At 51.4% G+C, this 26,982-nt stretch carries 23 protein-coding genes and 1 pseudogene; 15 read left to right on the top strand and 9 right to left on the bottom strand.

Going from position 1 to position 26,982, the window contains the following annotated elements:
* Positions 1-95 precede the first annotated feature (95 nt).
* Positions 96-1,610: a membrane-bound lytic murein transglycosylase MltF gene (mltF, locus tag BMY09_RS14705; protein WP_091359843.1), complete on the bottom strand. Its 1,515-nt coding sequence runs from the start codon at positions 1,608-1,610 to the stop codon at positions 96-98.
* Between the two features lie 112 nt (positions 1,611-1,722).
* Between mltF and purL the strand changes: the two genes are divergently transcribed.
* A complete protein-coding gene (purL, locus tag BMY09_RS14700) occupies positions 1,723-5,625 on the top strand; it encodes a phosphoribosylformylglycinamidine synthase (RefSeq protein ID WP_091359840.1) in 3,903 nt (1,300 codons plus the stop codon).
* 102 nt (positions 5,626-5,727) lie between these two features.
* Here the strand turns inward: purL and BMY09_RS14695 are convergent, their stop codons facing one another.
* The 5 genes from BMY09_RS14695 to BMY09_RS14675 form a co-directional block, all read right to left on the bottom strand.
* Positions 5,728-7,482 carry a TonB-dependent receptor plug domain-containing protein gene (locus tag BMY09_RS14695; protein WP_261833005.1) on the bottom strand — a complete coding sequence of 585 codons (1,755 nt, stop codon included), beginning with the start codon at positions 7,480-7,482 and terminating at the stop codon, positions 5,728-5,730.
* A 346-nt stretch (positions 7,483-7,828) separates the two neighbouring features.
* The gene (locus BMY09_RS14690; RefSeq protein ID WP_091359835.1) at positions 7,829-8,191 is read right to left on the bottom strand and encodes a rhodanese-like domain-containing protein; all 363 of its coding nucleotides are present in this window, start codon (positions 8,189-8,191) and stop codon (positions 7,829-7,831) included.
* 162 nt (positions 8,192-8,353) lie between these two features.
* Complete coding sequence (locus BMY09_RS14685; protein ID WP_091359832.1) at positions 8,354-8,977, bottom strand: OmpA family protein; 624 nt, start codon at positions 8,975-8,977, stop codon at positions 8,354-8,356.
* A gap of 115 nt (positions 8,978-9,092) precedes the next feature.
* The gene (locus BMY09_RS14680; protein WP_091359830.1) at positions 9,093-9,392 is read right to left on the bottom strand and encodes a YciI family protein; all 300 of its coding nucleotides are present in this window, start codon (positions 9,390-9,392) and stop codon (positions 9,093-9,095) included.
* Positions 9,393-9,402: 10 nt separating this feature from the next.
* Positions 9,403-9,960: a septation protein A gene (locus BMY09_RS14675; protein ID WP_091359827.1), complete on the bottom strand. Its 558-nt coding sequence runs from the start codon at positions 9,958-9,960 to the stop codon at positions 9,403-9,405.
* A 38-nt stretch (positions 9,961-9,998) separates the two neighbouring features.
* Between BMY09_RS14675 and BMY09_RS22370 the strand changes: the two are divergent.
* From BMY09_RS22370 to rluB, 5 genes and pseudogenes are all read left to right on the top strand, one after another.
* A pseudogene (locus BMY09_RS22370) lies at positions 9,999-10,241 on the top strand (PHP domain-containing protein); the annotation flags it as partial.
* Positions 10,242-10,265: 24 nt separating this feature from the next.
* Complete coding sequence (locus tag BMY09_RS14670; RefSeq protein ID WP_245756605.1) at positions 10,266-10,886, top strand: PHP domain-containing protein; 621 nt, start codon at positions 10,266-10,268, stop codon at positions 10,884-10,886.
* A gap of 49 nt (positions 10,887-10,935) precedes the next feature.
* Positions 10,936-11,556, top strand: a complete 621-nt coding sequence (locus BMY09_RS14665; RefSeq protein WP_091359821.1) for an L-threonylcarbamoyladenylate synthase — start codon at positions 10,936-10,938, stop codon at positions 11,554-11,556.
* A gap of 90 nt (positions 11,557-11,646) precedes the next feature.
* Positions 11,647-12,033, top strand: a complete 387-nt coding sequence (locus BMY09_RS14660) for an H-NS histone family protein (RefSeq protein WP_091359818.1) — start codon at positions 11,647-11,649, stop codon at positions 12,031-12,033.
* A 109-nt stretch (positions 12,034-12,142) separates the two neighbouring features.
* The gene (gene rluB / locus BMY09_RS14655) at positions 12,143-12,988 is read left to right on the top strand and encodes a 23S rRNA pseudouridine(2605) synthase RluB (RefSeq protein WP_091360076.1); all 846 of its coding nucleotides are present in this window, start codon (positions 12,143-12,145) and stop codon (positions 12,986-12,988) included.
* Positions 12,989-13,047: 59 nt separating this feature from the next.
* Here the strand turns inward: rluB and BMY09_RS14650 are convergent, their stop codons facing one another.
* The 3 genes from BMY09_RS14650 to ubiG form a co-directional block, all read right to left on the bottom strand.
* A complete protein-coding gene (locus tag BMY09_RS14650; RefSeq protein ID WP_091359816.1) occupies positions 13,048-13,788 on the bottom strand; it encodes a YciK family oxidoreductase in 741 nt (246 codons plus the stop codon).
* Between the two features lie 96 nt (positions 13,789-13,884).
* Positions 13,885-14,565 (bottom strand): HAD-IA family hydrolase, encoded by a 681-nt coding sequence (locus BMY09_RS14645; RefSeq protein WP_091359813.1) that lies wholly within the window; start codon positions 14,563-14,565, stop codon positions 13,885-13,887.
* A gap of 3 nt (positions 14,566-14,568) precedes the next feature.
* Positions 14,569-15,294, bottom strand: coding sequence for a bifunctional 2-polyprenyl-6-hydroxyphenol methylase/3-demethylubiquinol 3-O-methyltransferase UbiG (gene ubiG / locus BMY09_RS14640; RefSeq protein ID WP_091359811.1), 726 nt, complete (start codon positions 15,292-15,294; stop codon positions 14,569-14,571).
* A 244-nt stretch (positions 15,295-15,538) separates the two neighbouring features.
* Between ubiG and gyrA the strand changes: the two genes are divergently transcribed.
* From gyrA to BMY09_RS14595, 9 genes are all read left to right on the top strand, one after another.
* Entirely contained in the window at positions 15,539-18,187 is a 2,649-nt protein-coding gene (gene gyrA / locus BMY09_RS14635; RefSeq protein WP_091359808.1) for a DNA gyrase subunit A, read from the top strand.
* A gap of 144 nt (positions 18,188-18,331) precedes the next feature.
* The gene (gene serC / locus BMY09_RS14630; protein ID WP_091359806.1) at positions 18,332-19,414 is read left to right on the top strand and encodes a 3-phosphoserine/phosphohydroxythreonine transaminase; all 1,083 of its coding nucleotides are present in this window, start codon (positions 18,332-18,334) and stop codon (positions 19,412-19,414) included.
* Positions 19,415-19,437: 23 nt separating this feature from the next.
* Positions 19,438-20,538, top strand: a complete 1,101-nt coding sequence (gene pheA, locus BMY09_RS14625) for a prephenate dehydratase (protein WP_091359804.1) — start codon at positions 19,438-19,440, stop codon at positions 20,536-20,538.
* A gap of 15 nt (positions 20,539-20,553) precedes the next feature.
* On the top strand, positions 20,554-21,660 hold the full coding sequence (hisC, locus tag BMY09_RS14620; protein WP_091359802.1) for a histidinol-phosphate transaminase: 1,107 nt from the start codon (positions 20,554-20,556) through the stop codon (positions 21,658-21,660).
* Positions 21,661-21,674: 14 nt separating this feature from the next.
* Positions 21,675-23,891: a bifunctional prephenate dehydrogenase/3-phosphoshikimate 1-carboxyvinyltransferase gene (locus BMY09_RS14615; protein WP_245756600.1), complete on the top strand. Its 2,217-nt coding sequence runs from the start codon at positions 21,675-21,677 to the stop codon at positions 23,889-23,891.
* 1 nt (position 23,892) lies between these two features.
* The gene (gene cmk, locus BMY09_RS14610; protein WP_091359798.1) at positions 23,893-24,576 is read left to right on the top strand and encodes a (d)CMP kinase; all 684 of its coding nucleotides are present in this window, start codon (positions 23,893-23,895) and stop codon (positions 24,574-24,576) included.
* A 25-nt stretch (positions 24,577-24,601) separates the two neighbouring features.
* The gene (rpsA, locus tag BMY09_RS14605; RefSeq protein ID WP_091359796.1) at positions 24,602-26,278 is read left to right on the top strand and encodes a 30S ribosomal protein S1; all 1,677 of its coding nucleotides are present in this window, start codon (positions 24,602-24,604) and stop codon (positions 26,276-26,278) included.
* Between the two features lie 15 nt (positions 26,279-26,293).
* Complete coding sequence (gene ihfB / locus BMY09_RS14600) at positions 26,294-26,647, top strand: integration host factor subunit beta (RefSeq protein WP_261833006.1); 354 nt, start codon at positions 26,294-26,296, stop codon at positions 26,645-26,647.
* Between the two features lie 28 nt (positions 26,648-26,675).
* Positions 26,676-26,981, top strand: a complete 306-nt coding sequence (locus BMY09_RS14595; RefSeq protein ID WP_091359793.1) for a lipopolysaccharide assembly protein LapA domain-containing protein — start codon at positions 26,676-26,678, stop codon at positions 26,979-26,981.
* Position 26,982: the final 1 nt, after the last annotated feature.

Here is a 26,982-nt window from a genome sequence, read left to right as displayed (position 1 = left end):
CCCGCATTGTAATCGGCTTTTTGATGGATGTGGAGATCTGCTAATACGATTGTTTCAAAAACTATGTTTAGTCAGGGGGCGGGGCGGGTGTTGCTTTATAGTGTTGAAGGAATGGTATCGATCATCTCCTGAACCGCTTCCTCACCATTATTCAGGGGATTTCCCGGCATGACTATTTCCCCCTCGTTTTCGGCTGGACTCAGTGGCGGTTTTGCCGCTTCAATCCTGGCCTTACGCAGCTCCCAGTCCAGCAGATCGTAGTAGTTGCGGATATTTTTCACATAGAGCACCGGTTCATAGCCACGGGCATACCCGTGGCGCACGGTTTGGTAATACTTTTTCTGGGTCAGGAGTGGCAGAAACTCTTTAACATCACTCCACTTGTCCGGGTCTCTGCCAGCCCGTGCGGTCAGAACCCGGGCATCTTCGAGATGTCCGTAACCTATATTATAGGATGCCAGTGAGAACCAGATGCGCTCTTTGCCCTGAATTCTGTCGGGGATCTTGGCCATCACTTTCTTGAGATAGTAAGCCCCTCCCAGAATGCTCTCTTCCGGGTGGGTCCTGTCTTTAACACCCACTTCTCTGGCCGCCGCCCGGGTCAGCATCATCACGCCTTTTACACCGGTGGGTGAGACCGCTTTAGGATTCCAGTGTGATTCCTGATAGGCGATTGATGCCAGCAGACGCCAGTCGATATCGGTTTCCTGCTCTGCGATCATGAAGTATTGCTCAAGTTTACAGAAGCGCGATTCCAGATCTGACCTGAAGGTCTCTATATCAACATAACCGAGGCGGGTCTGGCGGGTCAGATACTTCTTTTTAAGCCTGACCAGTAAATCCTGAGTAGAGGGCGCTTCAAAAAAACGGTTGGTGGCGCGCAGCAGGCTCTGATCGTTCTGTTTGATTAACAGCCAGGCTACCGGTTCTGGTTTGCTGAGTGCCAGGGATTTTTTCAGACCGGGAAAATAGGATTTCTGCGCATCGAACACAAAGTCGTCACTGATGGTGTAGTCGATCTCCTGTTCATACACATCTTCAAGCAGTTCCGTGACACTGCTGGTGGTTGTTTCCTGCCATTTGAGAAAGCCGTAGGTCTGCTTCAGTGTGCGCAGCAGTTCTGCATGGCTGCTATTGGCAATCACCTTAATGCTTTTATTTTCAAGATCAGCGATGGTTTTGGGTTCCGGTTTTCCCTGGGTAACACGATAGATGAGGGTGGGAGTAGAGTAGGCATAGGCGGGAGAGAAGCGGAAACTTTTTTTGCGCTCCTCAGTCATGGTCAGGCCGGCGGCGGCAATATGGGCGCTACGGTTCTGAACCAGTGTGAACACCTCACCAAACGTGTCGGGAATAATCAGCTCCAGCTCTACTCCCAGATAATCGGCGAAAGCTTTCAGTAGTTCATATTCAAATCCGGTGGGGTTGCCGTTGTTATCCTGATAATAGGTTGTCGATGTATTGCGGGTGGCAACCCTGAGTGTTCCGTTTTTCTGAATTGAATCAAGTTGAGTGTGATGGCCCAGGTTATAGAGCAGCAATGCCGCAAACAGTGATACTGAAATCAGCAGGAAAAGAAGCTCTTTGGCGTGAAATAAATTTATTCGCATAAGAAAATGGGCTTTTTCTGGTAACTAATCCGCTATTTCAGTAAAATTCGGCCTTAATTTTCTCCTACATACAACCTATCTGTTAGGCACACTCAAGAGGCTTGAAACTAACATGCTGGTACTGCGTGGAGCGCCTGCTCTTTCTGCTTTTCGTCACGATAAGCTGCTGTCTGCCCTGAAATCCCGAATTGCCCATATCACCGGCGTTTACGGTGAGTATATGCATTTCGCTGATCTGGAAACTAACCTGTCCGATCAGGAGCAAAACACGCTGGAGCGTATCCTTTGCTACGGCCCTAAAGCTAAAGTGGAAGAGCCATCAGGTCAATTGATTTTAGTCATACCCCGTCCAGGTACGATCTCGCCCTGGTCATCCAAAGCCACCGATATAGCCAGAAACTGCGGCCTGCAGAGCATTAAACGGCTGGAGCGCGGAACTGCCTATTTTGTGCATTCTGAGCAGCCTCTGAGTGATGTGGAGTTGGAGCAGGTGCGTACCGAGTTGCATGATCGTATGGTTGAGGCGACGCTCAGTAGTGTTGATGAGGCAAGTCAGCTGTTTCGTACTGATCAGCCTGCACCACTGACTCTGGTAGATATTCTTGCCGGTGGTCGTGATGCGCTGGTTAAAGCGAATACTGACCTGGGTCTGGCGCTGGCCGATGATGAGATCGATTATCTGGTGGCCAGTTTCACTGAACTGGGGCGGAACCCTGCCGATGTTGAGCTGATGATGTTTGCTCAGGCAAACTCAGAGCACTGTCGTCATAAGATCTTCAACGCATCCTGGGATATCGATGGTGAAGCTCAGGAAAAATCGCTGTTTGCGATGATCCGTAACACCAATGAGCTGGGTGGCGAGAATATTCTTTCTGCTTACTCTGATAATGCTGCGGTCATGGTGGGCTCTGAGGCCGGGCGTTTCTTCCCTAATCCTCAAACTAAAGAGTATGGCTACAATCAGGAAAGTATTGAGATCCTGATGAAGGTTGAGACCCATAACCATCCGACTGCGATTGCGCCGCACTCTGGTGCTGCGACTGGTTCCGGTGGTGAGATCCGTGACGAAGGTGCGACCGGTAAAGGCTCTAAACCGAAAGCGGGTCTGACCGGCTTTACGGTTTCTGATCTGAAAATTCCCGGGTTTGTACAGCCGTGGGAATCGGATTATGGCAAGCCCGAGCGTATCGTATCGGCGCTGGATATTATGCTTGAAGGTCCTATCGGCGGAGCTGCGTTCAATAACGAATTTGGTCGTCCTGCCCTGAACGGTTATTTCCGTACCTTCGAACAGCGGGTTAACGGTGCGGCCGGTGAAGAGGTGCGTGGTTATCACAAGCCGATCATGATTGCTGGTGGTTACGGAAACATTCGTACCGATCATGTTGATAAAGGTGAGATCGATGTGGGCGCGAAACTGATCTGTCTGGGCGGGCCTGCTATGCAGATCGGTCTGGGCGGCGGAGCAGCCTCTTCTATGTCTTCTGGCACTTCCTCTGCGGATCTTGATTTTGCCTCTGTTCAGCGGGATAACCCTGAGTTAGAGCGCCGCTGTCAGGAAGTGATCGATCAGTGCTGGCAGCAGGGTGATGCTAACCCGATCGCCTTTATCCACGATGTGGGGGCTGGTGGTCTGTCCAACGCCTTCCCGGAGCTGGTTAAAGATGGTGGTCGTGGCGGTGATTTTGAGCTGCGCAATGTTAATAATGATGAGCCGGGGATGTCCCCGTTGGCTATCTGGTGTAACGAAGCGCAGGAGCGCTATGTGCTTGCCGTTATGCCAGAAGATATGCCGAGATTTGAAGCGATCTGTGCCCGTGAGCGTTGCCCATACGCTGTTGTGGGCACTGCAACTGAAGAGAAACATCTGACGCTGAGCGATGCTCATTTTGGTAATAAGCCGGTTGATCTGCCGATGAGTGTGCTGTTTGGTAAGCCGCCCAAAATGCACCGCTCAGTTAATCGCATCAGCTACGAAGTGCCGGCCTTTGATGCCAGCAGTATCGACCTGAAAGACGCTGCTGACCGGGTTTTGAAGTTACCAGCTGTTGCTTCAAAATCGTTCCTGATTACCATCGGCGATCGCTCCATTACCGGTCAGGTCGCCCGTGATCAGATGGTCGGGCCATGGCAGGTGCCAGTGGCTAACTGTGCAGTGACCACCGCTGCGTTTGATACCTACGCCGGTGAAGCGATGGCAATGGGTGAGCGGACGCCGCTGGCACTGGTTGACTCACCAGCGTCTGGCCGGATGGCGGTGGGTGAAACGGTGACCAACCTGGCCTCCGCCCGGATTGGCGATATTATTGATATTAAACTCTCTGCTAACTGGATGTGTGCTGCCGGCCACCCGGGTGAAGATGAGAAGTTGTACGACACCGTTAAAGCGGTGGGGATGGAGCTGTGTCCACAACTGGGAATTACCATTCCGGTGGGCAAAGACTCTATGTCGATGCGTACCGTCTGGAATGATGAGGGTGAAGATAAATCGGTCACTGCGCCGACTTCGCTGATTATCACCGGTTTTGCGCCGGTGCTGGATGTGCGCAAGACACTGACGCCGCAATTGCGGACCGATATTGAAGAGACGGACCTGATCCTGCTGGATCTGGGTAACGGTAAAAACCGGCTGGGTCTGTCTGCTCTGGCGCAGGTGTATAACGAGGTGGGCCAGGATGTGCCCGATGTCGATGACCCTGAACAGCTGGTGGCGTTCTTTGCTGCGATCCAGGAACTTAACGAACAGGGTTTGCTTCTGGCATACCATGATCGTGCCGATGGCGGACTGTTTACCACCATTGCCGAGATGGCGTTTGCCGGACACACCGGTGTCGATATCAATCTGGATATGTTGGCAACCGATAGCTCTGAATTTGCAGCCGCCCTGTTTGCTGAAGAACTGGGTGCGGTGATTCAGGTTAAGCGTGCTGATCTGCAAAGTGTGCTGACTGAATTGAATGCGGCTGGCCTGGCAGAGATCACCAAGGTGATCGGTTCGGTTAATCTGGATGATGAGCTACGGGTTCATTTTGATGATGAGGAGATCTATTCCGAGTCCCGCACAACCTTGCAGCGGGCCTGGGCAGAAACGTCCTACCGCATGCAGGCGCTGAGGGATAACTCTGACTGTGCGCAGCAGGAGTTTGATACCCTGTTAGATAAGCATAATCCAGGCCTGCATGCTGAACTGACCTTTGATCAGAACGACAATGTTGCGGCACCCTTTATTCAGACCGGTGTGCGCCCTGAGATGGCGATCATTCGTGAGCAGGGTGTTAATGGCCAGATAGAGATGGGCGCGGCCTTTGACCGGGCTGGTTTTGCTGCCGTCGATGTTCATATGAGCGATATTCTGGAAGGGCGGGTTGAGCTGGAGCGCTTTAAAGGCCTGGTGGCCTGTGGCGGCTTCTCTTACGGTGATGTGCTGGGTGCCGGTGAAGGCTGGGCTAAATCGATTCTGTTCAACACCCGTGCACGGGATCAGTTTGAAGCGTTCTTCAATCGTGAAGATACCTTTGCGCTGGGTATCTGTAATGGCTGTCAGATGCTGTCTAACCTGCATGAGCTGATTCCGGGGGCCGACCTCTGGCCGCATTTTGTGCGCAATATGTCTGAACAGTTTGAAGCCCGTGTAGCGATGGTTGAGGTGCAGGAGAGTCAGTCTGTCTTCCTGCAGGGAATGGCTGGTTCGCGTATGCCAATCGCTGTGGCTCATGGTGAGGGACGGGCGGAGTTCGCCGATCAGACCCATCTGGCTAGCCTGCAGAGTTCTGGCGCAGTCGCGCTGCGCTATGTGGATAACCATGGCCGGGTGACTGAGTCTTATCCAGCTAATCCGAATGGCTCACCAGAGGGTATTACGGGTGTGACCACCACTGATGGCCGGGTGACCATCATGATGCCACACCCAGAGCGGGTGTTCCGTGCGGTCACCAATAGCTGGGCTCCGGGGCATTGGGAAGAAGATGGTGCCTGGATGCGGATGTTCCGCAATGCCCGGGTATGGGTCGGTTAATCGGATAGTTATTTCGTTGCCAGCCTGAAAGCGTTCTTTCGGGAGCCACAGAAAGTGAAAACGCGCCGTATAGGCGCGTTTTTTATGGCAGCACTCTGGCTGTTAAAAGCTCAGGTTGATGCCCGCCGAGTAATAGCGCGAACCCGGGTCTTGCGGTGTGCCACGCAGCTCCATATTTTCCGGTAGTTCCCGGTTAAACAGATTATCGATACCTGCTGTCAGTTGCACAGAGTTATTGAGCTGGTAGCTCAGATGGGTATCCACGGTGGTAAAGTGTGAATCATAGGGTGACATTAGACGGGTGGGGGTAGCGTAGTAGTAGCCCGTATAGCGAAATCTGACACTACTTGACCATGCGGAGCTCCACTCTGAATCAAGGGATAGCCTGCTTTGCCAGCGGGCACGCTCAGTCAGCCGCTCATCGGTGGTTGCATCCCTGGCATCAAGGTATTCAAGGGAAGCGCTAAGCTTCTGCTGCCCGGTTAATGCATAGGAAAGTGTTGCTTCAGCACCCTCCAGTGTCGCTTTATCGATGTTGCTATACAGATAGGTTTTGGTGCAGGTAAAGCTGGGGCAGGTACCTGAAGTGCTATTCAGCTCTGCGGCAATTAGCTGGTCTACATCGGAGCGGTAGAGAGTGAGTTCCAGAGCACCCTGTTCCAGTTGATATCCAAGGCTAAGCTCATAACTGACCGACTCTTCCGGTTGCAGATCCGGGTTGCCATTGATGATGCTGGTACCATAACCGTTGCGGGTAAAGGTGGAGTACATCTGCACCAGCGAGGGCGCGCTGAAGGCCGTGCCGTAGCTTCCTCTTATTTTCCATGGCCCCTCGCTCCAGGAGAGTGATAAGCGGGGGTTGGTTGTGCTACCGAAGTCATTGTAGTTGTCGTGACGTATACCAAGGGTCAGGTTAACACTGTTTGTCAGGCTCCACTGATCCTGCAGAAACAGGTAGTAGTTATCGCGATCAACGGTTTGGGTATTGATGCTGATATCGACATCATCCTGGCGGTAGCCTGCACCGAGATTATAGAGGTGGATGTCATTGAGAAGGCCTGCATAGCGCCCCTCTAGCTGAGTTTGCCTGAAGTCGGTGCTCTCCTCTCCTGAGCCACGGTTGACCAGTGCATCGCTGTAACCCTGAGAGAGATCCAGATCAAACTGATCCGTGTCGAACTGCTGTGTATAACGGCCATTGAGTTGATAGCGCTTCTCTGATTCAAATTTTCCGCTGCTGGTGTCAGGGTTTTCATCGTTCTGATCAAGATATTCTGCACCTATCAATAGCTGAATATCATCCCGCAGATCATACCGGCCACGATAGTTGAGAAAGGTGCGTTGTTCCTCATTCAGGGTGCCGTTATCGTTTTCATAAGGGTTGCGCTGCTTATATTCAATCCCGATGCTATGGTTACTGCTATCGGTTACAAAATCACGGCTGGCATGCACAATGACGGTTTCTCGTCCGGCGGGAGATTCTGCTCCGCCAAGGGTCAGGCGGATTCGGGACAGATCTTTGTCCGGCTTCTGAGTAATGATGTTGATGACACCCCCGAGGGCATCGGAACCATAGAGTGCTGACATCGGTCCCCGTACTATTTCGATACGCTCCACGTTTTGTAGCGAGATATTGTTTACGTTACTGCCTGCGTATTTCTCAGTCCGGCGCATGCCATCAACCAGAATAAGCGTGTGTGTACCGTTGAAACCACGAATAGAAACAGATGAGCTGGAGCCACCGTCGGTGACCTCCAGTCCCGTACTCTGTTTCAAAATCTCGGCAAGGCTGCGGCTGGAAAATGATTCGATCTCCTCCCGGGTGACAACCTCAATAGAGGCGTCTACATCCTGAATCGACTGCTCAACCTAAGTTGCGGTAACAACGATGGTGCTATCAACAGAATTTGTAGCCGCTGCTAACGGTGCCGATACGCCGTAGACTCCCAACAACACATATGCTTTCACGTACTTCATAACCTTACATTCCATCAGTGATTTTGACGCTGCTATGGTAAAGCCTGAAGGTTAGCGGGAGGTGTGACAGAAACGCACATGCGTCAATTTGTCGCTTGAGCGGGCCGGTTTAGTAATGCTTTTGAGTGTAAAGGCGGTCAGATCAAAGCGCTCTCCAGGAGAAAGCGGATAAGCGGAAGAGTTTATTAGAAAAGCATAAACAGAACGGCGACTGGATGGAACGCTGTCAGGCCTGCTCCTCTAACGGTAGTTTTAGTTTCCACCACGCCAGCATGCCACCTTGAAGCTCATAGGCATCAAATCCGCTGTTGAGAAACTTTCGGGTCGCGGGTTTGCTGCGGTGGGCGGACCGGCAGATACAGAGAACCGGTTTGTTATTCTGCAGTTGTTGTAATTGTGTTTTGTTTAGTGTGTGTAGTGGAATCGATATAGAGCCAGGGATATGACTTTTTTTGAATTCCTGAGCAGTACGAACATCAATAATCAGAAACTGCTGCAGATCTTTGGCAGCGCTTTCCGGGGTGATGTAGGGAACAGCGCCAAAAGGTAGCCAGCTAAGCCAGCCGGAGAGGGGTAATTTACCAGTCATTGCTGAATTACGGTTTTGTAGTTATCTATCCGAAACAGGGTTTTCATAAGCATCATCGTTACAAATAAAAAAACCGGTTAGCACAATATTAAATTGTGCAATAACCGGTTTATATCAGACTTTACTCTGGTATTGGAAGTAGAGTCTGGAGGTTAGTTCGTATTACTGCTGAACCATGACCTTTTTCTGACCGCTGATAGTTACTTCTACGCGACGGTTTTCTCTCAGACAAGCTTTGCGTGACGCACCTGTATCGGTACATACCTTAACTGGATTCGCTTCACCGAAAGAGTAGGACACGACTTTGTCCGTTTCGATACCAGCTTCAACCAGAGCGGCGTCTACCGCTTCAACGCGACGCTTGGAAAGTGCATCGTTATAAGCGTTGGTGCCGATCGAGTCAGTGTAGCCTTTCAGCTCGATAGAGTTCAGTTTAGCCAGAGAACCTACATAGTTTACGATAGGGCTGACGTCATTTACTTTACTGCTGTCGAAGTCGAAGTAGATGATGTGGCTCTCCTGAGCATCTACCATCTTCATCATCATTTTAGGTGCTGGAGCAGGTGCTGGCGCAGGTGCCGGAGCGGCCATTGCAGGTTCTGCGCCGCACTCAACAGTTTTGTCCTCTTCAGTCCAGTAGCCGTGCTGCCAGCATTCGCCGTAACCGGTTTTCCAGACGGTGTCAGTAGAGTTGGTAGCATAACCGGCATTGATTGGGTGAGCGTTAGCAACTGCAGATAATCCCATTGACAGCGCCAGAGCGGTGGTGAGTGCAAGTTTCTTCATCGTATACATCCTTATGTTGTAATTTTCATCGAGTGTTGGCTATTTATACCAGTTCAACCTGAACCTAAGTTAAACAGAGTGCTCTGATAAGGGTATTTAAGCCTAAAAAGCGACACTATGGTAAAACTTTTTTGTATGGTTTTACCATCACCTTTCGATAAACACCTGCTTTTATATATGGGTCCTGGTCTGCCCAGGACTGTGCCTGTGGTAACGATTCAAATTCAGCGATGACAAGGCTACCAGTGAAACCCGCAGGGCCTGGATCCTCGCTGTCAATTGCCGGATGTGGCCCGGCAACCAGAAGTCTCCCCGCATCGCGCAGAGCTTCGAGGCGAGCCAGGTGATCAGGTCTGGCCGACATGCGCTGTTCAAGAGTACCGGGGTGATCTTCGCTGATAATGGCGTAAAGCATTATGACATCCTTAGTTTTCGCTGTGGTTTTCGTTGCTGTCGGGTTTGATGTGCTTTGATATGTAAAAACCCTGTAGCAAAATAAAGATCAGAGTGAGTCCCAGCATGCCGAACAGCTTGAAGTTAACCCAGGTTTCTTCGCTCATAGTATAGGCGACATACAGGTTTACTCCACCCAGAATAAGGTAGAATATGATCCAGGCAATATTCAGTTGTGTCCAGGCTCGGGAAGGCATCTCAATGGTGCCGTCCATGAGTCGCTGAATGATGGTTTTCGTGCCGATAAACTGACTTCCCAGAAACGCCAGGGCGAACAGCCAGGTGACGACGGTGGGTTTCCACTGAATAAAGGTTTTATCCTGAAACAGTACAGTAGCCCCCCCCAGAATGACGACCAATCCAAGCGTGACCAGTTGAATCATCTCGATCTTATGCGTTTTTATCCAGGTGTAGAGCATCTGTAACAGAGTGGCGGGAATCAAAACCGCGGTGGCCAGAATGATATCGTCGGTGCTTTTATAGACGATAAAGAAGATAATGACCGGCAGAAAATCCAGAAGTAGTTTCATAACAACATTTTTTTGATTAGAAGTGGGTCGATTATAGAGTGAGCCAGTTAAGTTATAAACCCGAATCCTATGGGGAATTGCCTTTCAGTGATCTTCACTGTCATTCCTGCTTCTCCGATGGTGAGTTGAGCCCTGCGCAGTTGCTTGATGGGGCTTCGCAAGCCGGGGTTGTCGTGTTCGCGATTACCGACCACGATACGGTAGCCGGTGTCGGAGCGTTGCGGACAGCTGCTGCGGATGCTTCTGAGGCCGATAAAGTGAAGGTTGTTTCAGGTGTTGAACTGACCTGCCAGTGGGGCCGGAATATGGTGCATATCATCGGCCTGGGTTTTGATGAAACCGATCCGGCGTTGACAGGCTATCTGAAAAAACTGGATGAACTGCGTCTGGTTCGCGCCGGTCTTATTTCACAAAGGCTGTGTAAGCGTAATATTCCCGATCTGCTTCCCCGGGCGTTGGAGTTGGCTGGGAGTGGTCAGATTGGTCGCCCCCATTTTGCTTTTGCGATGGTAGAAGCTGGCGTTGTTAATAATGAAACGCAAGCCTTCAACCGTTATTTAGGTGCCGGGAAAATAGGAGATGTTAAAGTTGACTGGCCAACAATGGAGCAGGCAATTGATATTATTCATCAGGCTGGAGGAATCGCGGTTCTTGCTCACCCGACAAAATATAATATGACCTTTACCAAGGTGAGGTTATTAACGGGTGCCTTTTCTGAGCAGGGCGGTGATGCAATTGAAATAAGTTACCCGGGTATTGAGTCAGGGCACCTGTTGCAGCTGGATAAGCTCGCCTCAAAACATAAACTGATGGTATCAGCGGGCAGTGATTTCCATAAAAGGCAATTTCACTGGACAGGTATTGGAAAATATCCACGCTATAGTAGCAATAATCCCCATGTGCTTTCTAAATTGCTTCAGGATTAACTGAATATTAAGTAAAATAGATTCAATTACATTTGTGGAAGGATTTCCCGTGAGCCAGCTGTTTCAGATTCATCCTGACAATCCCCAGTCGCGTCTGATTAATCAGGCTGTTGATATCATAAAAAAAGGTGGGGTTGTTGTTTATCCTACTGATTGTGCTTATGCCTTAGGCTGCCATCTGGGAGATAAGTCAGCCGTTGATAAAATTAAGCGTATCCGCAAACTGGATGATAAGCATAACTTTACACTGGTCTGTCGTGACCTGTCTGAAATTGGCACGTATGCTAAAGTAAATAACTCGGTATACCGCTTGCTAAAAGCTATGACACCGGGTGCATATACTTTTATTTTAAATGCGACAACGGAAGTGCCGCGCCGTTTATTACATCCTAAGCGACGCACAATAGGCCTTAGAATTCCACAGAATAATATCGCTTTGCAGCTCATGGATGCATTAGGCGAGCCGATAATGAGTACCTCCCTTATTATGCCTGGGGAGGAGCTGCCGTTGATTGATCCTTATGAAATCCGGGATCTGTTACAGCATGAGGTTGATCTGGTTATTGATGGTGGCTATTGCGGAATGGAAGCAACCTCTGTGATTAATCTGGTAGATGATGTGCCTGTCATTATTCGGCGCGGTGCCGGTGATGTTTCTGATTTTGAATAAATAAACTTAATAAGTTTTTATTGAAAAAAAGTAATACATAATCAATAATTCAGGCCTGTTCCCAAACTAATTTTATATTGGTGATTTATAATGACCGACTTTGTAAAACTTCTTACCCGTAAAAACTCACTGCGTAAACAGTGTCAGACACTTTCCAGTGCTGATATTGAAAAAGCGATTGCTGATCTGACTGAAATTCTGGAAGAAAAGCAGGCACAGGAAGAGGAATTGCTGGCAGTTGAGCGTGAGCGCGCAGAAAAAATTGAAGCAATTAAGCAGAGTATGCAGGAGGCAGGTATTGGTCTGGATGATCTGATGGTTCTGGTTGATGCGCCGGTTAAGAAAAAGGTCGCGCCTAAGTATCAGATTACGGATGAAAGTGGTGAAGTACATCAGTGGTCGGGTCGTGGCCGGACTCCTGCAGTATTTCAGGCTGCTTTTGCCAAAGGTAAAACGAAAGAAGACTTCTTAATTTAATCAGTCCTTTCCGTTATTATTGAAAAGCTCTTCGGCGCAGCGTCGAGGAGCTTTTTTGTTTATTTTTTCAGAAACCTTTTTCAGGTTTCTTATATGTGAGGATGCGTCGGTGACAGACGAAAAACTGCAGAAAGTTTTGGCGCGTTCCGGATTGGGTTCACGTCGTGAGATGGAACGTTGGATAGAAGCTGGCCGTATTGTTGTGAACGGTCAGGTTGCAACGCTCGGCGACAGAGTCTCGGTTCGGGATGAAGTAGAAGTTGACGGGCAGGCACAAAAAATGGTGTTTGATCGTGATAGTGAACGCCGGGTGCTTATCTATAATAAGCCATTGGGAGAGGTGGCGACCCGCCATGACCCGGAAGGCCGTCCTACGGTGTTTGATCATCTGCCGCCGTTGAAACAGGGGCGCTGGATCGCTGTCGGGCGTCTGGATATTAATACCTCAGGTCTGTTGTTGTTCACCACTGATGGTGAGCTGGCTAATAACCTGATGCACCCCTCTGCAAATATTGATCGTGAGTATGCGGTACGCATTCTGGGTGATGTCGATGAGGCGATGATTGCACGGCTGAAAAAGGGGGTGCTGCTGGACGATGGCATGGCCCGTTTTACCGATGTGCAGTTTTTTAATGGTGAAGGCGCTAATAAGTGGTATCACGTCTGTATTATGGAGGGACGTAATCGCGAAGTACGGCGTTTGTGGGAGTCTCAGGAAGTTCAGGTGAGTCGCCTCAAACGTGTGCGTTACGGACCCTTCTTCCTGCCCAGTGAGGTTAAGGCGGGGCACTGGAAGGAGTTGTCACAGAAAGAGATCAATATGCTGTCCAGTATGATGGACATGAAACAGAAGCATAATAAGCCGCTATCGGTGAAAGAGAAAGACGCCGCTGAGCGGCGGGCAAAACGACAGAAGACACGCCGTTCCGTCGGCCCGAAGCGCTCTGAAAGGTAAAACAAAAACGCAGCTTTTGAAATGAAAGCTGCGTTTTTTATCTATGAAAGGCCTGAACGTTATTGGGCGTTGAGTGACTGGCCGTTGACCGAGCGGCTGTCGCGACCCATCAGGTAGAGATAGAGGGGCATGATCTCTTGTGGGGTTGGATTGCCTTCTGGGTTTTCAGCCGGATAAGCATTGGCTCTCATATCGGTTCGGGTCGCGCCAGGGTTGATGGCGTTGACGCGGATATTGGTGTTGTGCTCCAGTTCATCCGCGAGCACCTGCATCAGGCCTTCGGTGGCGAATTTAGACACAGCATAAGCGCCCCAGAATGCTTTGCCTTTGCGGCCTACCCCGGAAGAGGTGAAGATAATAGAGGCGTCTTCTGAAGTGTTTGTCAGCGACAGCAGTGCCTGAGTCAGCATAAAGGTGCTGTTGACATTAACCTGCATCACCTGTTGCCAGACAACCGGGTCGTAGCTTTCAATCGGCGTGCGGATGCCGAGGGTTCCGGCGTTGTGTAAGATCCCGTCAATTCTGCCAAACTCCTGTTCCAGTGTGGCTGCGAGATTATCAAAGTCAGTTTCGCCGGCGGTTTCCAGGTTGAGCGTAATAATAGCTGCCTGAGGGTAGCCAGCGTCTTCAATCTCATCGTATACGGCATTCAGTTTTTCTTCGGTCCGCCCCAGCAGAATAACGGTGGCGCCGTGAGCGGCGTAGCTAAGGGCCGCTGCCCGCCCGATACCGCTACCGGCTCCGGTAACCAGAATGATTTTGTCCTGCAGTAAGTTTTCCGGTGCCTGATAATCGTACATGACAGCTCCTGTGTCTGAAGGCTAAGGTTGAGTGGCTGGCCGGTGTGCTCTGTCGTTTGTTGTGCACTGATGGTTCGGTCTGGCCTTATATTTTACTTAGCGGTTGTAATAAAGGGTTTCTAAAATCGGGCGGATCTCGTCAGCGTGATCTACCCGGTAATGGCTGTTCCAACTGGCGATATTTTCGCCGCTATCAATATAGCCGTAACTGACCGCAATCGTCTGCATGCCGGCATTGAGTCCTGCTTCAATATCCCTGCGGTGGTCGCCGATATAAACACTGCGCTCCGGTGTTGTTCCCAGCTCATCACAGGCCAGGAACAGGGCTTCCGGGTGGGGTTTTTTCTCACGCACATGATCCGGACAGATCACGGTGCCCGCAGCCGGTTGCAGGTTCAGTCCCTGCATCAGCGGCGTGGTATAGCATTCGGGTTTGTTGGTGACGATCCCCCAGGGGATGCTGTTTTCCCCCAGCCAGTTCAGCAGGTTCTGTATGCCGGGAAACGGTTTGGTGTCTACGTCCAGGTGTTGCAGGTAGAGCTCCAGCATCCGTTGATGCAGTGCGTCAAAGTCGGTTGTGTGTTCGTCGGTCTGGAATGCTGCGCAGACCATCGCCCGGGCGCCATTGGAAACGTAACCTCTGAGGAAATCATAGCTGACCGGCGGTTGCTGCTGCTCGGCCAGAAGCTGATTGATCACGTGGTGAAAATCCGGTGCGGTATCAAGCAGTGTGCCGTCAAGATCGAACAGTACGGCTTCTGGCAGGGCTTTGTTCATGGTTCAGTCCGGCTTGCGGGTAGCGACCATATAATTGACATCCACATCCCGGTCGTTAAGTTTGTAAACTTTGCTCAGTGGGTTGTATGTCAGGCCGGTTATTTTTTCGCTCTGCAGGCCGCTTTGGCGTATCCAGCTTGCCAGCTCGGAAGGGCGGATAAATTTCTTGAAATCGTGGGTGCCTTTGGGCACAAGCTTAAGCAGGTGTTCCGCCCCGACAATCGCCATCATATAGCTTTTAGGGTTGCGGTTGAGGGTGGAGAAAAACACGTAACCGCCAGGCTTTACCAGTTGGCTGCAGGCATCAACAATGGATGATGGGTCAGGCACATGCTCCATCATCTCCATGCAGGTGACGATATCAAAACTCTGTGGCTGCTCGGTGGCCAGCTGTTCTACCGTGACCTGACGGTAGGAGACGTTGACGCCGCTTTCAAGACCGTGCAGTTTGGCAACTTTGAGGGGCGCTTCTCCCATATCGATGCCGGTCACTGCGGCGCCCCGGTGAGCCATCGCTTCGGAGAGGATGCCGCCACCACAGCCGACATCCAGTACGGTTTTGCCATTCAGCGAGGCGATACGGTCGATAAAGTCCACCCGCAGTGGGTTGATGTCATGCAGGGGTTTGAACTCGCTTTCACGGTCCCACCAGCGGCTGGCCAGTTCTTCAAATTTCGCTATCTCCTGAGGATCGATATTTGCGCCGTTGTTGCTTTGTGTATCAGTCATAATGTGCCGCCAAAGGCTAGTGTCTGGAGAAAATTCTGCGCCATTCTAGCACCGCTGGATGGTCGAATACAGATTGTCTGGCGGGTTCCTGCTGATAACCCTGATTCAGGTGTCCAAGACCTTAATTTTGCGAGAATATTGCCATTTCTTTATGGTATACTCGCGGGCTTATGGTTTACCGCTTTCAGGGTGGGATTAACCACTTAATTCTCAGCAGTCAGATTCAAGGATAGCCAGAGCTATTATGGGTGATTTAGCCAGAGAGATTCTGCCAGTAAACATCGAAGATGAACTGAAGCAGTCATATCTGGATTACGCCATGAGCGTAATCGTGGGGCGTGCGTTACCAGACGTACGGGATGGACTTAAGCCAGTACACCGTCGGGTGCTGTTCGCTATGAGCGAACTGGGCAACGACTGGAATAAGGCGTACAAGAAATCTGCCCGTGTGGTGGGTGACGTAATCGGTAAATATCACCCTCATGGTGATAGTGCAGTGTATGACACCATCGTGCGGATGGCTCAGCCGTTTTCGATGCGCTATATGCTGGTCGACGGTCAGGGTAACTTCGGTTCAGTGGATGGTGATTCCGCTGCTGCGATGCGTTATACCGAGATCCGTATGGCCAAGATCTCGCACGAGTTGCTGGCGGATCTCGATAAAGAAACCGTTGATTTTGTACCCAACTATGATGGCACGGAACAGATTCCGGAAGTGTTGCCTACCAAGGTGCCAACACTGCTGGTCAATGGTTCTGCAGGTATCGCCGTGGGTATGGCAACCAATATTCCGCCCCATAATCTGGGCGAAATCGTACGTGGTTGTATTGCACTGATCGATAATCCGGATCTCGGTATCGATGGCCTTATGGAATATATCCCGGCACCGGACTTTCCGACCGGCGCCATTATCAATGGCCGCGCGGGTATCCTGCAGGCCTATCAGACCGGTCGTGGACGGATCTATCTGCGGGCTAAGCACCATATCGAGACCAATGATAAAAACGGTAAAGAGTCGATTATCTTTACTGAGATCCCCTATCAGGTTAACAAGGCGCGGCTGATCGAGAAGATCGCTGAGCTGGTTAAAGAGAAGAAGCTCGAAGGGATTACCGAACTGCGTGATGAGTCCGATAAGGATGGCATGCGCATCGTTGTTGAGCTGCGCAAAGGTGAAGTGTCTGAAGTTGTGGTGAACAACCTCTTTATTCAGACTCAGCTGCAGAACGTTTTCGGTATCAACATGGTGGCGCTGGTCGATGGACAGCCGCGCACGCTGGACCTGAAGTCAATTCTGGAATGCTTTATTCGTCACCGCCGCGAAGTGGTGACCCGTCGTACCGTTTACCTGCTGCGCAAAGCGCGTGAGCGGGGGCATATCCTGGAAGGTCTGGCGATTGCGCTGGCCAATATCGATGCCGTTATCGAGATGATCAAGAGCTCACCTACTCCGGCGGAAGCCAAAGAGCGTCTGATCGAAACCTCGTGGCAGCCAGGTGAGGTGACGGTGATGCTGGAACGGGCGGGAGAGAATGCCTGTCGTCCGGAAGATCTGGAAGCTCAGTATGGTATGCATGATGGGGTTTATCATCTGTCTCCGGCGCAGGCTCAGGCCATCCTTGAGTTGCGTCTGCACCGTCTGACCGGTCTGGAGCATGACAAGCTGATTGCGGAGTATCGTGAACTGCTGGATCGCATCGCAGAGCTGCTGGCCATTCTCAACAGCCCCGAACGGTTGATGGAAGTGATTCGTGAAGAGCTGGAGCTGATTGTTGAAGAGTATGGCGATGAGCGTCGCACCGATGTGATCGCTTCGCAGCAGGACTTTACGGTTGCCGATCTGATCGCTGAAGAGGATATGGTGGTTACCATCTCGCACGGTGGTTATGCCAAGACCCAGCCGCTGACAATGTATCAGGCCCAGCGCCGTGGTGGTAAGGGGCGCTCAGCGACGGCCGTTAAAGATGAAGATTTCATCGAGAAACTGCTGATCGCCAGCACCCATGACACGATTCTCTGCTTTACCAATCTGGGTAAAGTGTACTGGCTGAAAGTGTATGAGATTCCTCAGGCGAGCCGGGCGGCCAGAGGCCGGCCTATCGTAAATATTCTGCCGTTGCAGGAGGGTGAGCGTATTACCACCATTCTGCCGGTGAATGAGTATGCGGATGAGCACTATGTGTTTATGGCAACCGCTGACGGAACGGTGAAGAAGACGCCACTGGTTAACTTCTCCCGACCCCGTTCGACCGGTCTGATTGCGCTGGCGCTGGATGAGGGCGATACCCTGATCGGTGCCGCTATCACCGATGGCACCGCTGAGGTGATGCTGGTCTCCAGCGAGGGTAAATCGATCCGTTTCCCTGAAGATGATGTGCGCCCAATGGGTCGTACCGCACGGGGTGTTCGCGGTATCAAGCTGAAGAATGATGCCCGGGTTATCTCGCTGATTATTCCGCAGGAGAACGGCCGCATTCTGACTACCAGTATCAATGGTTTCGGTAAGCAGACTGCCGTTGAGGATTTCCCCACCTACGGTCGTGGCGGCCAGGGCGTGATTGCGATGCAGTGTACTGATCGTAATGGCGCGCTGATCGGCGCGGTGCAGATGTTTGAAGGCGATGATGTGATGCTGATCAGTGATCAGGGTACGCTGGTGCGCACCCGTAGTGATGAGATCTCTGTATTGGGTCGTAATACTCAGGGGGTGCGTGTTATCCGGGTGGCCGAGGATGAAAATCTGGTAGGTGTGGCGCGGATTGAGGAGCCTGAGGTGTCGGAGGAAGAGCTGATAGAGGCAGGCATCATCGAAGGAGAGGCGGGGCCGGTTGTTGACGGTGAAGATAACCCAGCCGACTCACCTGAAACGCCCGCCAGCGATACCGAAGAGTAACCCGGGTGGTTAAACTAATGTGCGGCTCAGGCCGCACATTTTTGTATCGGACCTGTGTTGCTGATTTTTAATAGAATCTGTTTCATCTCTCTGAGTGAAACTTTTTCTGATCGTTAATACGAACTTTGTAGCAGATCTATCATAATGACACGTAATTATAATTTCAGTGCGGGTCCCTCTGCACTGCCTGAAGATGTCCTCAAGCAGGCTCAACAAGAACTTTTAGACTGGCATGGCCTGGGCCTTTCCATCATGGAGATGAGTCACCGCAGCAATGAGTTTGTCGGTGTCGCAGCGGAGGCAGAACAGGATCTGCGGGATCTGATGCAGATTCCGGATAATTATAAGGTGCTGTTTATGCAGGGTGGCGCCAGCAGTCAGTTCAGTATGATCCCGATGAACCTGCTGCGGGGAAAAAACAGCGCCGACTATATCAATACAGGTGACTGGTCGAAGAAAGCGATACAGGAAGCGTCTCGCTATTGCGAGGTCAATGTTGCCGCAACCACTGCGGACAATAATTTTACCAGCGCACCGGCACAGCATGAGTTGAAGCTTAATCCTGATGCTGCTTATGTGCATTACACGCCAAATGAAACCATCCGTGGCGTTGAATTTGATTACATCCCGGACACCGGAGATGTTCCGCTGGTGGCCGATATGTCATCCAATATATTGTCCCGCCCTGTCGATGTCAGTCGCTTTGGTATGATCTACGCGGGTGCACAGAAAAATATCGGTCCGGCAGGGCTGACAGTGGTTATTGTGCGTGAAGATCTGTTGGGCAATGTTTTGCCAGCAACGCCTGCGCTCTATGATTATAAAGTGAATGCCGATGCTGACTCCATGCTCAATACCCCGCCAACCTTTGGCTGGTATCTGGCTGGCCTGGTCTTTAAATGGCTGAAAGCGCAGGGTGGCGTTGAAGGGATCGCTGAGATTAACCGACGTAAGGCGGAAAAGCTCTATACTGCTATTGATAGTAATCCTTTCTACTCAAACCCGGTGGCGACACCTGTGCGCTCATGGATGAATGTTCCCTTTATTCTGGCCAATGCTGACCTGGATAAGCGTTTTCTGCAAGAAGCTCAGGAGCAGGGCTTGCTGAACCTTCCGGGGCATCGTTCAGTAGGGGGGATGCGGGCAAGTATCTATAACGCGGTCCCCGAAGAGGCGGTAGATGCGCTGATCGCCTTTATGCAGGACTTTTCGCAGCGTCACGGCTAAGCCCGATAGCAGAGGACGGTAGGATGAGTGATCAGGAAACTGAACTGAAGCTTCTGCGGGATCAGATCGATTCGATCGACCAGCAGATCCATGCGCTGCTGAATGACCGTGCGCGATGCGCGCAGAGCGTTGCTGAGGTGAAAGAGCGATATCAGGGTGACCGGGAGGCGGTTTTTTATCGCCCGGAACGGGAGGCTCAGGTGTTGCGCCGGGTTATGCAGCGCAATGACGGACCGCTGGCCGATCATGAAGTAGCCCGGCTGTTTCGTGAAATTATGTCGGTGTGTCTGGCGCTGGAAAAACCGATGCATGTGGCGTTTCTGGGGCCAGAGGGAACTTTTACCCAACAGGCGGCCAGTAAGCACTTCGGGCATTCAGCCCACTGCATCCCTTTCAGCACTAATGATGAAGTTTTTCGTGAAGTTGAGTCTGGTGGAGCCCACTACGGTGTTGTGCCAATTGAGAGCTCTTCTGAAGGAGTGGTCACTCATACGCTGGACCTGTTTAAGCGGTTTAATCTTAAAATTTGTGGCGAAGTTGAGCTGCGCATTCACCATCATGTGCTGCGTGCGGCAGAAGAGGGACTGGATAATATTACCCGGATCTATCTGCCACAACAGACGTTGTCGCAGTGTCGTAGCTGGCTGGATACCCATTTTCTGTCCGCTGAGCGGATTCTTGTCAGCAGTAATGCAGAAGCGGCGCGTATGGCCATTCAGCATGGGGCTGAAGCGGTAGCGATTGCCAGCGATCTGGTGGCTGATCTGTATCAGTTGAATATCGTTGCCAGGAATATTGATGATCAGTCGGATAACAGCACCCGTTATCTGATTATTGGCGATCAGGAGGTTGGTGAAAGTGGCCATGATAAGACCTCAATACTGGTAACGGTGCCCGATAAAGCGGGTGCGCTCTATGAGTTATTGCAGCATTTTCATCAACATAAGATCAGTCTGACGGGTATTGAGACCCGGCCTGCCAGTCCCGAAAGTCCACATTCAGTGTTTTATATCGATTTTGAAGGGCATGCAGCCAATCAGCATATACAGAACGTACTGCAAGAGCTGCAGTCTGATACTGTAGAACTTAAATTGCTGGGGTCATACCCGGTTGCTGTACTCTGATCCGGAGCTAAATAAATGGCATGTGATTTCTATCAATTGGCAACCCCGGGCGTTCAGGGGCTTCATCCATATCAACCCGGTAAACCGGTTGAGGAGCTGGAGCGCGAGCTGGGTATCAGCAACAGTATTAAACTGGCCAGCAATGAAAACCCTATGGGGCCAAGCCCGGTTGCAATGGCCGCAGTGCAGGCGGCTCTGGGTGAAAGCTGTCGTTACCCCGATGCCAGTGGTTATAAACTGAAACAGGCCCTGTCAGAGCGCTATGGTATCAGTCCGGACACCATCACCCTGGGCAATGGTTCGAATGATGTTCTGGAGCTTATCGGGCGGGCGTTTATTGTTCCCGGTGATGAAGTTATCTACTCCCAGCACGCTTTTGTTGTGTATATGCTGGTGGCTCAGTCAACCGGCGCTACCTCTGTCGTTGTGCCTGCACGGGAATGGGGCCACGATCTTGATGCCATGGCGGCTGCAATCACGGATAAAACCCGCATCATCTTCCTGGCAAATCCCAATAATCCCACCGGCACCTGGTTTAGTGGTCAGGCACTGCAGGCGTTTATGGCGAAAGTGCCCGATGATGTTGTGGTTGTTCTGGACGAGGCTTATCTGGAGTATGTGACCGAGGCCGATTATCTTTCGGGCGTTCAGTTGCAGGCAGGATTTCCCAATCTGGTGGTGACCCGGACTTTCTCGAAAGCTTTCGGACTGGCAGCCCTGCGAATAGGTTATGCCGTGGCGAATCCGGCGATTACCGATCTGCTGAACCGGGTGCGTCAGCCCTTTAATGTCAATATTCCCGCACTGGAAGCAGCGACCGCAGTACTTGGCGATACAAACTATCTTCAGCGTAGTGTTGAACTGAATCGCACCGGTATGGTGCAGCTGGAGCAGGGGCTGACTCAGTTGGGTGTTAACTGGATTCCCTCGGTGGGCAATTTTATCAGTGTCGATTGTGGCCGTGATGCCGCGCCCGTCTATGCCGAATTGTTGCAGGAGGGCGTAATTGTCAGGCCTGTCGCTAATTATCAGATGCCTCAGCATTTACGGGTGACGATCGGTCTGCCTGAAGAGAATAGTCGCTTTTTAACGGCATTTGCCAGCGTATTGCAGCGCTTATGAAGGACAAACACAACGTGAGATGTTTGACTGAAAGGGTTCTGGTTATCGGTTTAGGTCTGATTGGCGGCTCCCTGGCGAGTGCTCTGCGGACACGCGGTATCTGCCGTACAGTGATTGGATATGACCGGGACAAAGATGAACTGGAGACCGGGCTTCGTCTGGGTATTGTTGACGAGGCTGCCGCAGACCTGCTGGCTGCAGCAGCCCAGGCTGACGTGATAGTTCTGGCGGTACCGGTGAAAGCGATAGAAACGGTGCTTGCTGAAATATTGCCAGTTTTGCGGACGGACACTATTCTCACAGATGTCGGCAGTGTTAAAGGCAACGTGGTGCGCTCAGCGACAAGACTGTTTGGTTGTGTACCAAACCGGTTTATTCCCGGACACCCCATTGCGGGGTCTGAGAAAAGTGGTGTGGCTGCAGCCGATGCAACACTATTTGAACATCATAAGGTGATTATTACACCGCTGCCGCAGAGCGATTCAGACGCTGTGACACTGATTGCCCGGATGTGGCAGGCTGTCGGAGCGCAGGTGTTGCAGATGGATGTTGAACGGCATGATGAAGTACTGGCAGCCACCAGTCATCTGCCACACCTGCTGGCGTTTTCCCTGGTGGATACGCTGGCGCAGGAGCAGGATTGTAATGACATCTTTCGCTATGCAGCGGGAGGCTTCAGGGATTTTACCCGTGTTGCTGCCAGCGATCCTACCATGTGGCACGATATTGGCTTGGCGAATAAGCAGGCAATCCTGCAAAAGATTGATGAATTTACAGCGGGTGTTGGTCGGCTGCGCAAGGCGATCGAGACTGAAGACAGTGTGGCGATGCTGGGGATCTTTACCCGGGCTAAAGCCGCACGCGAACACTTTTCAAAAATTTTATCGGGCTCAGCGTACACGCAAAATAATATGATGACTAAAGATACTACATTCTATGCACAACCGGGTGGTCAGGTGCAGGGTACTATTCGGGCTCCGGGTGACAAATCGATCTCTCACCGTTCCATTATGCTGGGATCGCTGGCCGACGGAGTGACAGAGATTACCGGCTTCCTGGAAGGGGAGGATAGCCTGGCGACGTTGCAGGCGTTTCGTGATATGGGAGTTGTGATTGAAGGCCCGCATCAGGGCGCAGTAAAAATTTATGGTGTCGGTATTAACGGCTTACGTCAGCCACCGGGGCCTATCTATGTTGGTAACTCCGGCACCACTATTCGACTGATGTCAGGTCTGCTGGCCGGTCAGTCCTTTGATTCCGAACTCAGTGGCGATGCGTCGCTGAGTAAGCGTCCGATGGAACGCGTGGCTAAGCCGCTGCGTCTGATGGGGGCGCAGGTAGAAACGGGAGAAAACGGCTGCCCGCCAGTAAAAATTAAGGGCGGTCAGGCGCTGAAAGCGATCAGTTATGAGATGCCGATGGCCAGTGCTCAGGTTAAATCCTGTGTAATGCTGGCGGGTCTTTATGCCGAAGGTGAGACCACTGTTATCGAGCCTGCGCCCACCCGGGACCACACAGAGCGTATGCTGCGAGGCTTCGGTTACCCGGTGGATGTGGACGGTAATAAGGTTTCTCTGGCCGGTGGCGGCAGTCTGAAAGCAACGAAAATTGATGTGCCGGCAGATATCTCCTCTTCAACGTTCTTTATGGTGGCTGCGGCCATCTGCCCCGGCTCGGATATTACTCTGGAGCATGTCGGCATCAATCCCACCCGGATCGGTGTGATCAATATTTTGCGGGCGATGGGGAGTAATCTTGAACTTCTCAACGAGCGGGAGGTAGGTGGTGAGCCGGTCGCCGACATTCGCATCCGCTATGCGCCGCTTAAAGGGATTAAAATACCCGAAGATCAGGTGCCACTGGCGATCGATGAATTTCCTGCGCTGTTTATCGCAGCGGTGTGTGCGGAAGGCGAAACAGTGCTTACCGGTGCCGAAGAGTTGCGGGTCAAAGAGAGTGACCGTATTCAGGCGATGGTGGATGGATTGAAAACACTGGGAGCTGATATCGAAGGCACGCCGGATGGCGCGATTATTCGTGGCAGCAAAATGGGCGGCGGTGTGATAGAGAGTCATGACGATCACCGCATTGCGATGTCATTTACCATAGCGTCTCTGCGTGCTACAGGAAACATTGAGATTCGCGAATGTGCAAACGTGGCGACATCATTCCCTAATTTCATTGAGCTGGCTCAGCACGTGGGTATCCGGGTACGCAAGGAGGAGAAGTAATATGGGCGATTTCCCGGTTATAGCAGTCGATGGTCCCAGTGGGTCAGGTAAGGGAACAATCTGTAGTTTACTGGCCCGTGAGCTGGGCTGGAATCTGCTTGATAGCGGCGCGTTGTACCGGCTGGTAGGTCTGGCTGCCCGTCATCATGGGGTTGCGCTGGACGATGAGGATGCGCTGGTGGTACTGGCTGCGCATCTGGACGTGCAGTTCGGCACCTCGGCGAATCAACAGGAAGTTTCCATTATATTGGAAGGGGAAGAGGTAACTAACGCGATCCGTACCGAAGAGTGCGGTGCGGATGCCTCGATTATCGCTGCCATTGGTTCGGTAAGGGCCGCCCTGCTTGAGCGGCAGCGGGCTTTTGTGTCAGAACCGGGGCTGATTGCCGACGGCCGGGATATGGGCACCGTCGTTTTTCCTGATGCTCCACTGAAAGTTTATTTGACGGCCAGCGCAGAAGAGCGTGCAAACCGCCGTTATAACCAGTTGATAAATAAGGGTCTGGGTGCTAGTCTTCAGGCAATATTGGAGGATATTCAGGCAAGAGACGCGCGTGATATGAACCGTGCTGTAGCGCCTCTTAAGCCTGCAGAAGATGCTATCTGCCTTGATACGACTGACCAGAGTATCGAAGAGGTATTGGCTTCTGTGCTGGATCAGGCGAGACATAAGGGTCTGCGTTAACGGCAAAAAATGAGGTTTAGCCGGTATGAATGAGAGTTTTGCTGAGCTGTTTGAAGAGAGTCTGAAAGAGCTGGATATGCAACCGGGCTCTATTGTGACTGGTACCGTTGTCGCGGTTGATGGCGATTTTGTCGTCGTTAATGCGGGACTGAAGTCGGAAGGGATCATCCCCCGGGGGCAGTTTCTGGATGATGAGGGTAAGCTGAACATCGAAGTCGGTGATCAGGTTAAAGTTGCGCTGGTCGCTCTTGAAGACGGTTCGGGTGAAACTCAGCTCTCTCGTGAAAAAGCCAAACGGGCAGAAGCCTGGGAAGTGCTGGAAAAAGCGATTGAGAATGACGAGATTATTACCGGGCGCATCACCGGCAAAGTGCGTGGCGGCTTCACGGTTGACGTGAACTCTATCAGCGCCTTTCTGCCGGGGTCTCTGGTCGATATTCGCCCGCTGCGGGACACCTCTCATATAGAAAACAAAGAGCTTGAGTTTAAGCTGGTTAAGCTGGATGCCAAGCGTAATAATATTGTTGTATCCCGGCGCGCAGTGCTTGAAACCGCCTACAATGAGGAGCGGGAGAAACTGCTGGCAACCCTCAATGAGGGGATGACGGTAAAAGGTGTGGTGAAAAACCTTACCGATTATGGTGCCTTTATCGATCTGGGAGGGGTGGATGGTTTACTGCATATAACCGATATCGCCTGGAAACGTGTTAAGCATCCCAGTGAACTGCTTAGCATCGGTGATGAGATCGATGTGAAAGTACTGCGCTATGATCGTGATAAGAGCCGCGTATCCCTGGGCATGAAGCAGCTGACTCCTGATCCCTGGGATGAGTTCAAGGCGGCCCACCCGGTTGGTACTAAAGTGACAGCCAAAGTGACCAATATTGCTGACTATGGCTGTTTTGCTGAAATTCAGGAAGGGATTGAAGGTTTGGTCCATGTGTCTGAGATGGACTGGACCAATAAGAATGTTCATCCCTCCAAAGTGGTTCAGCTAGGCGATCAGATCGAGGTGATGATTCTCGATATTGATGAACAGCGCCGTCGTATCTCTCTGGGGATGAAGCAGTGTCAGGCTAACCCCTGGGATGCCTTCGCAGAGCGATATACAAAAGGTACTGAGATCACTGGTGTGATCAAGTCGATCACCGATTTTGGCGTCTTTATCGGGCTTGATGGCGGTATCGATGGCCTGGTCCACCTGTCCGACCTTTCCTGGGATCAGGACGGTAATGAAGCGGTAAAAGCCTACAAGAAGGGGGATACTGTGAGTGCGGTGGTGCTGGCGGTTGATTCTGAGCGAGAGCGTATCTCACTGGGGATTAAGCAGTTAGGTAGTGATCCTTTTTCTGAATATACCGCCAGCAATGCAAAAGGTGCGGTGGTTCAGGGTAAAATTGCTCAGGTTGAGCCGAAGCAACTGGTGGTAACACTGGCTGAAGGGGTCGAGGGTACCGTTAAGGTACAGGAAGCCTCGTTTGAACGGGTCGATGATCTGACGCATATGTTCAGCGTTGGAGCGGATATCGAGGTGATGCTGGTGAATATTGACCGGCGCACCCGATCAATCGCTCTGTCGGTGAAACAGGTTGAAAAACGGCAGGAAAAACAGGCTCTGGATGCCATTAAGCACCAGCAGGTTGAATCTGAAGGCCCGACGACTATCGGTGATCTCATCAGAGCTCAGCTGGAAAAGAAATAGTAACGGATACACATAATTTCTGATGAGAGGTCTGGTCGTTACCAGGCCAACCACTGTCAGGGGGTGAGCATGACTAAGTCTGAACTGATCGAGCGTTTGATTGACCAGAATGAACAGCTTTCAATAAAAGATGTAGAGCTGGCAGTTAAAACTATGCTGGACCATATGACTGAGTCTCTTGCTCAGGGGGATCGTATTGAGATCCGGGGGTTTGGTAGTTTCAGCCTTCATTTTCGGGCGCCTCGTGTTGGTCGCAACCCAAAAACCGGTGATTCAGTGTCGCTGGACGCCAAATATGTACCGCATTTTAAACCAGGTAAGGAACTGCGTGAGCAGGTCAATGACAGTCTGAAAAACGGGCGGTCTTAAGGGATTAAATAACTTTAGGGGTAGATAAATGCGTTGGTTAAAAACGCTGCTGGTGCTGGCTCTCTGTATCGTATTTCTGTTCTGTGGCTGGACCTTCGCCACGCTCAATACCGAGCTGGTGAGTATTAATATGTTCTTCTTTACGCTGCCTGAAGCCAGTCTGTCGATCTGGTTGATGGCAAGCTTTGTCGTTGGCGGAATCGCCGGAGTGCTGGTGAGTAGTCTGTTTGTCATGGTACTGAAACTAAAACTGAAAGCGGCAAAACGTAAGATCAGTTCTAGTGACAAGGAGCTAGATCAGTTGCGCACGGCGTCACTGAAACGCTCTTCATGAA

The sequence above is a fragment of the Amphritea atlantica genome, assembly GCF_900111095.1.
In the GTDB taxonomy this organism is placed as follows: Bacteria; Pseudomonadota; Gammaproteobacteria; order Pseudomonadales; family Balneatricaceae; genus Amphritea; species Amphritea atlantica.
The sequence above is the reverse complement of the archived record's forward strand: the minus strand, read 5'-3'. Positions and strand labels throughout refer to the sequence as shown.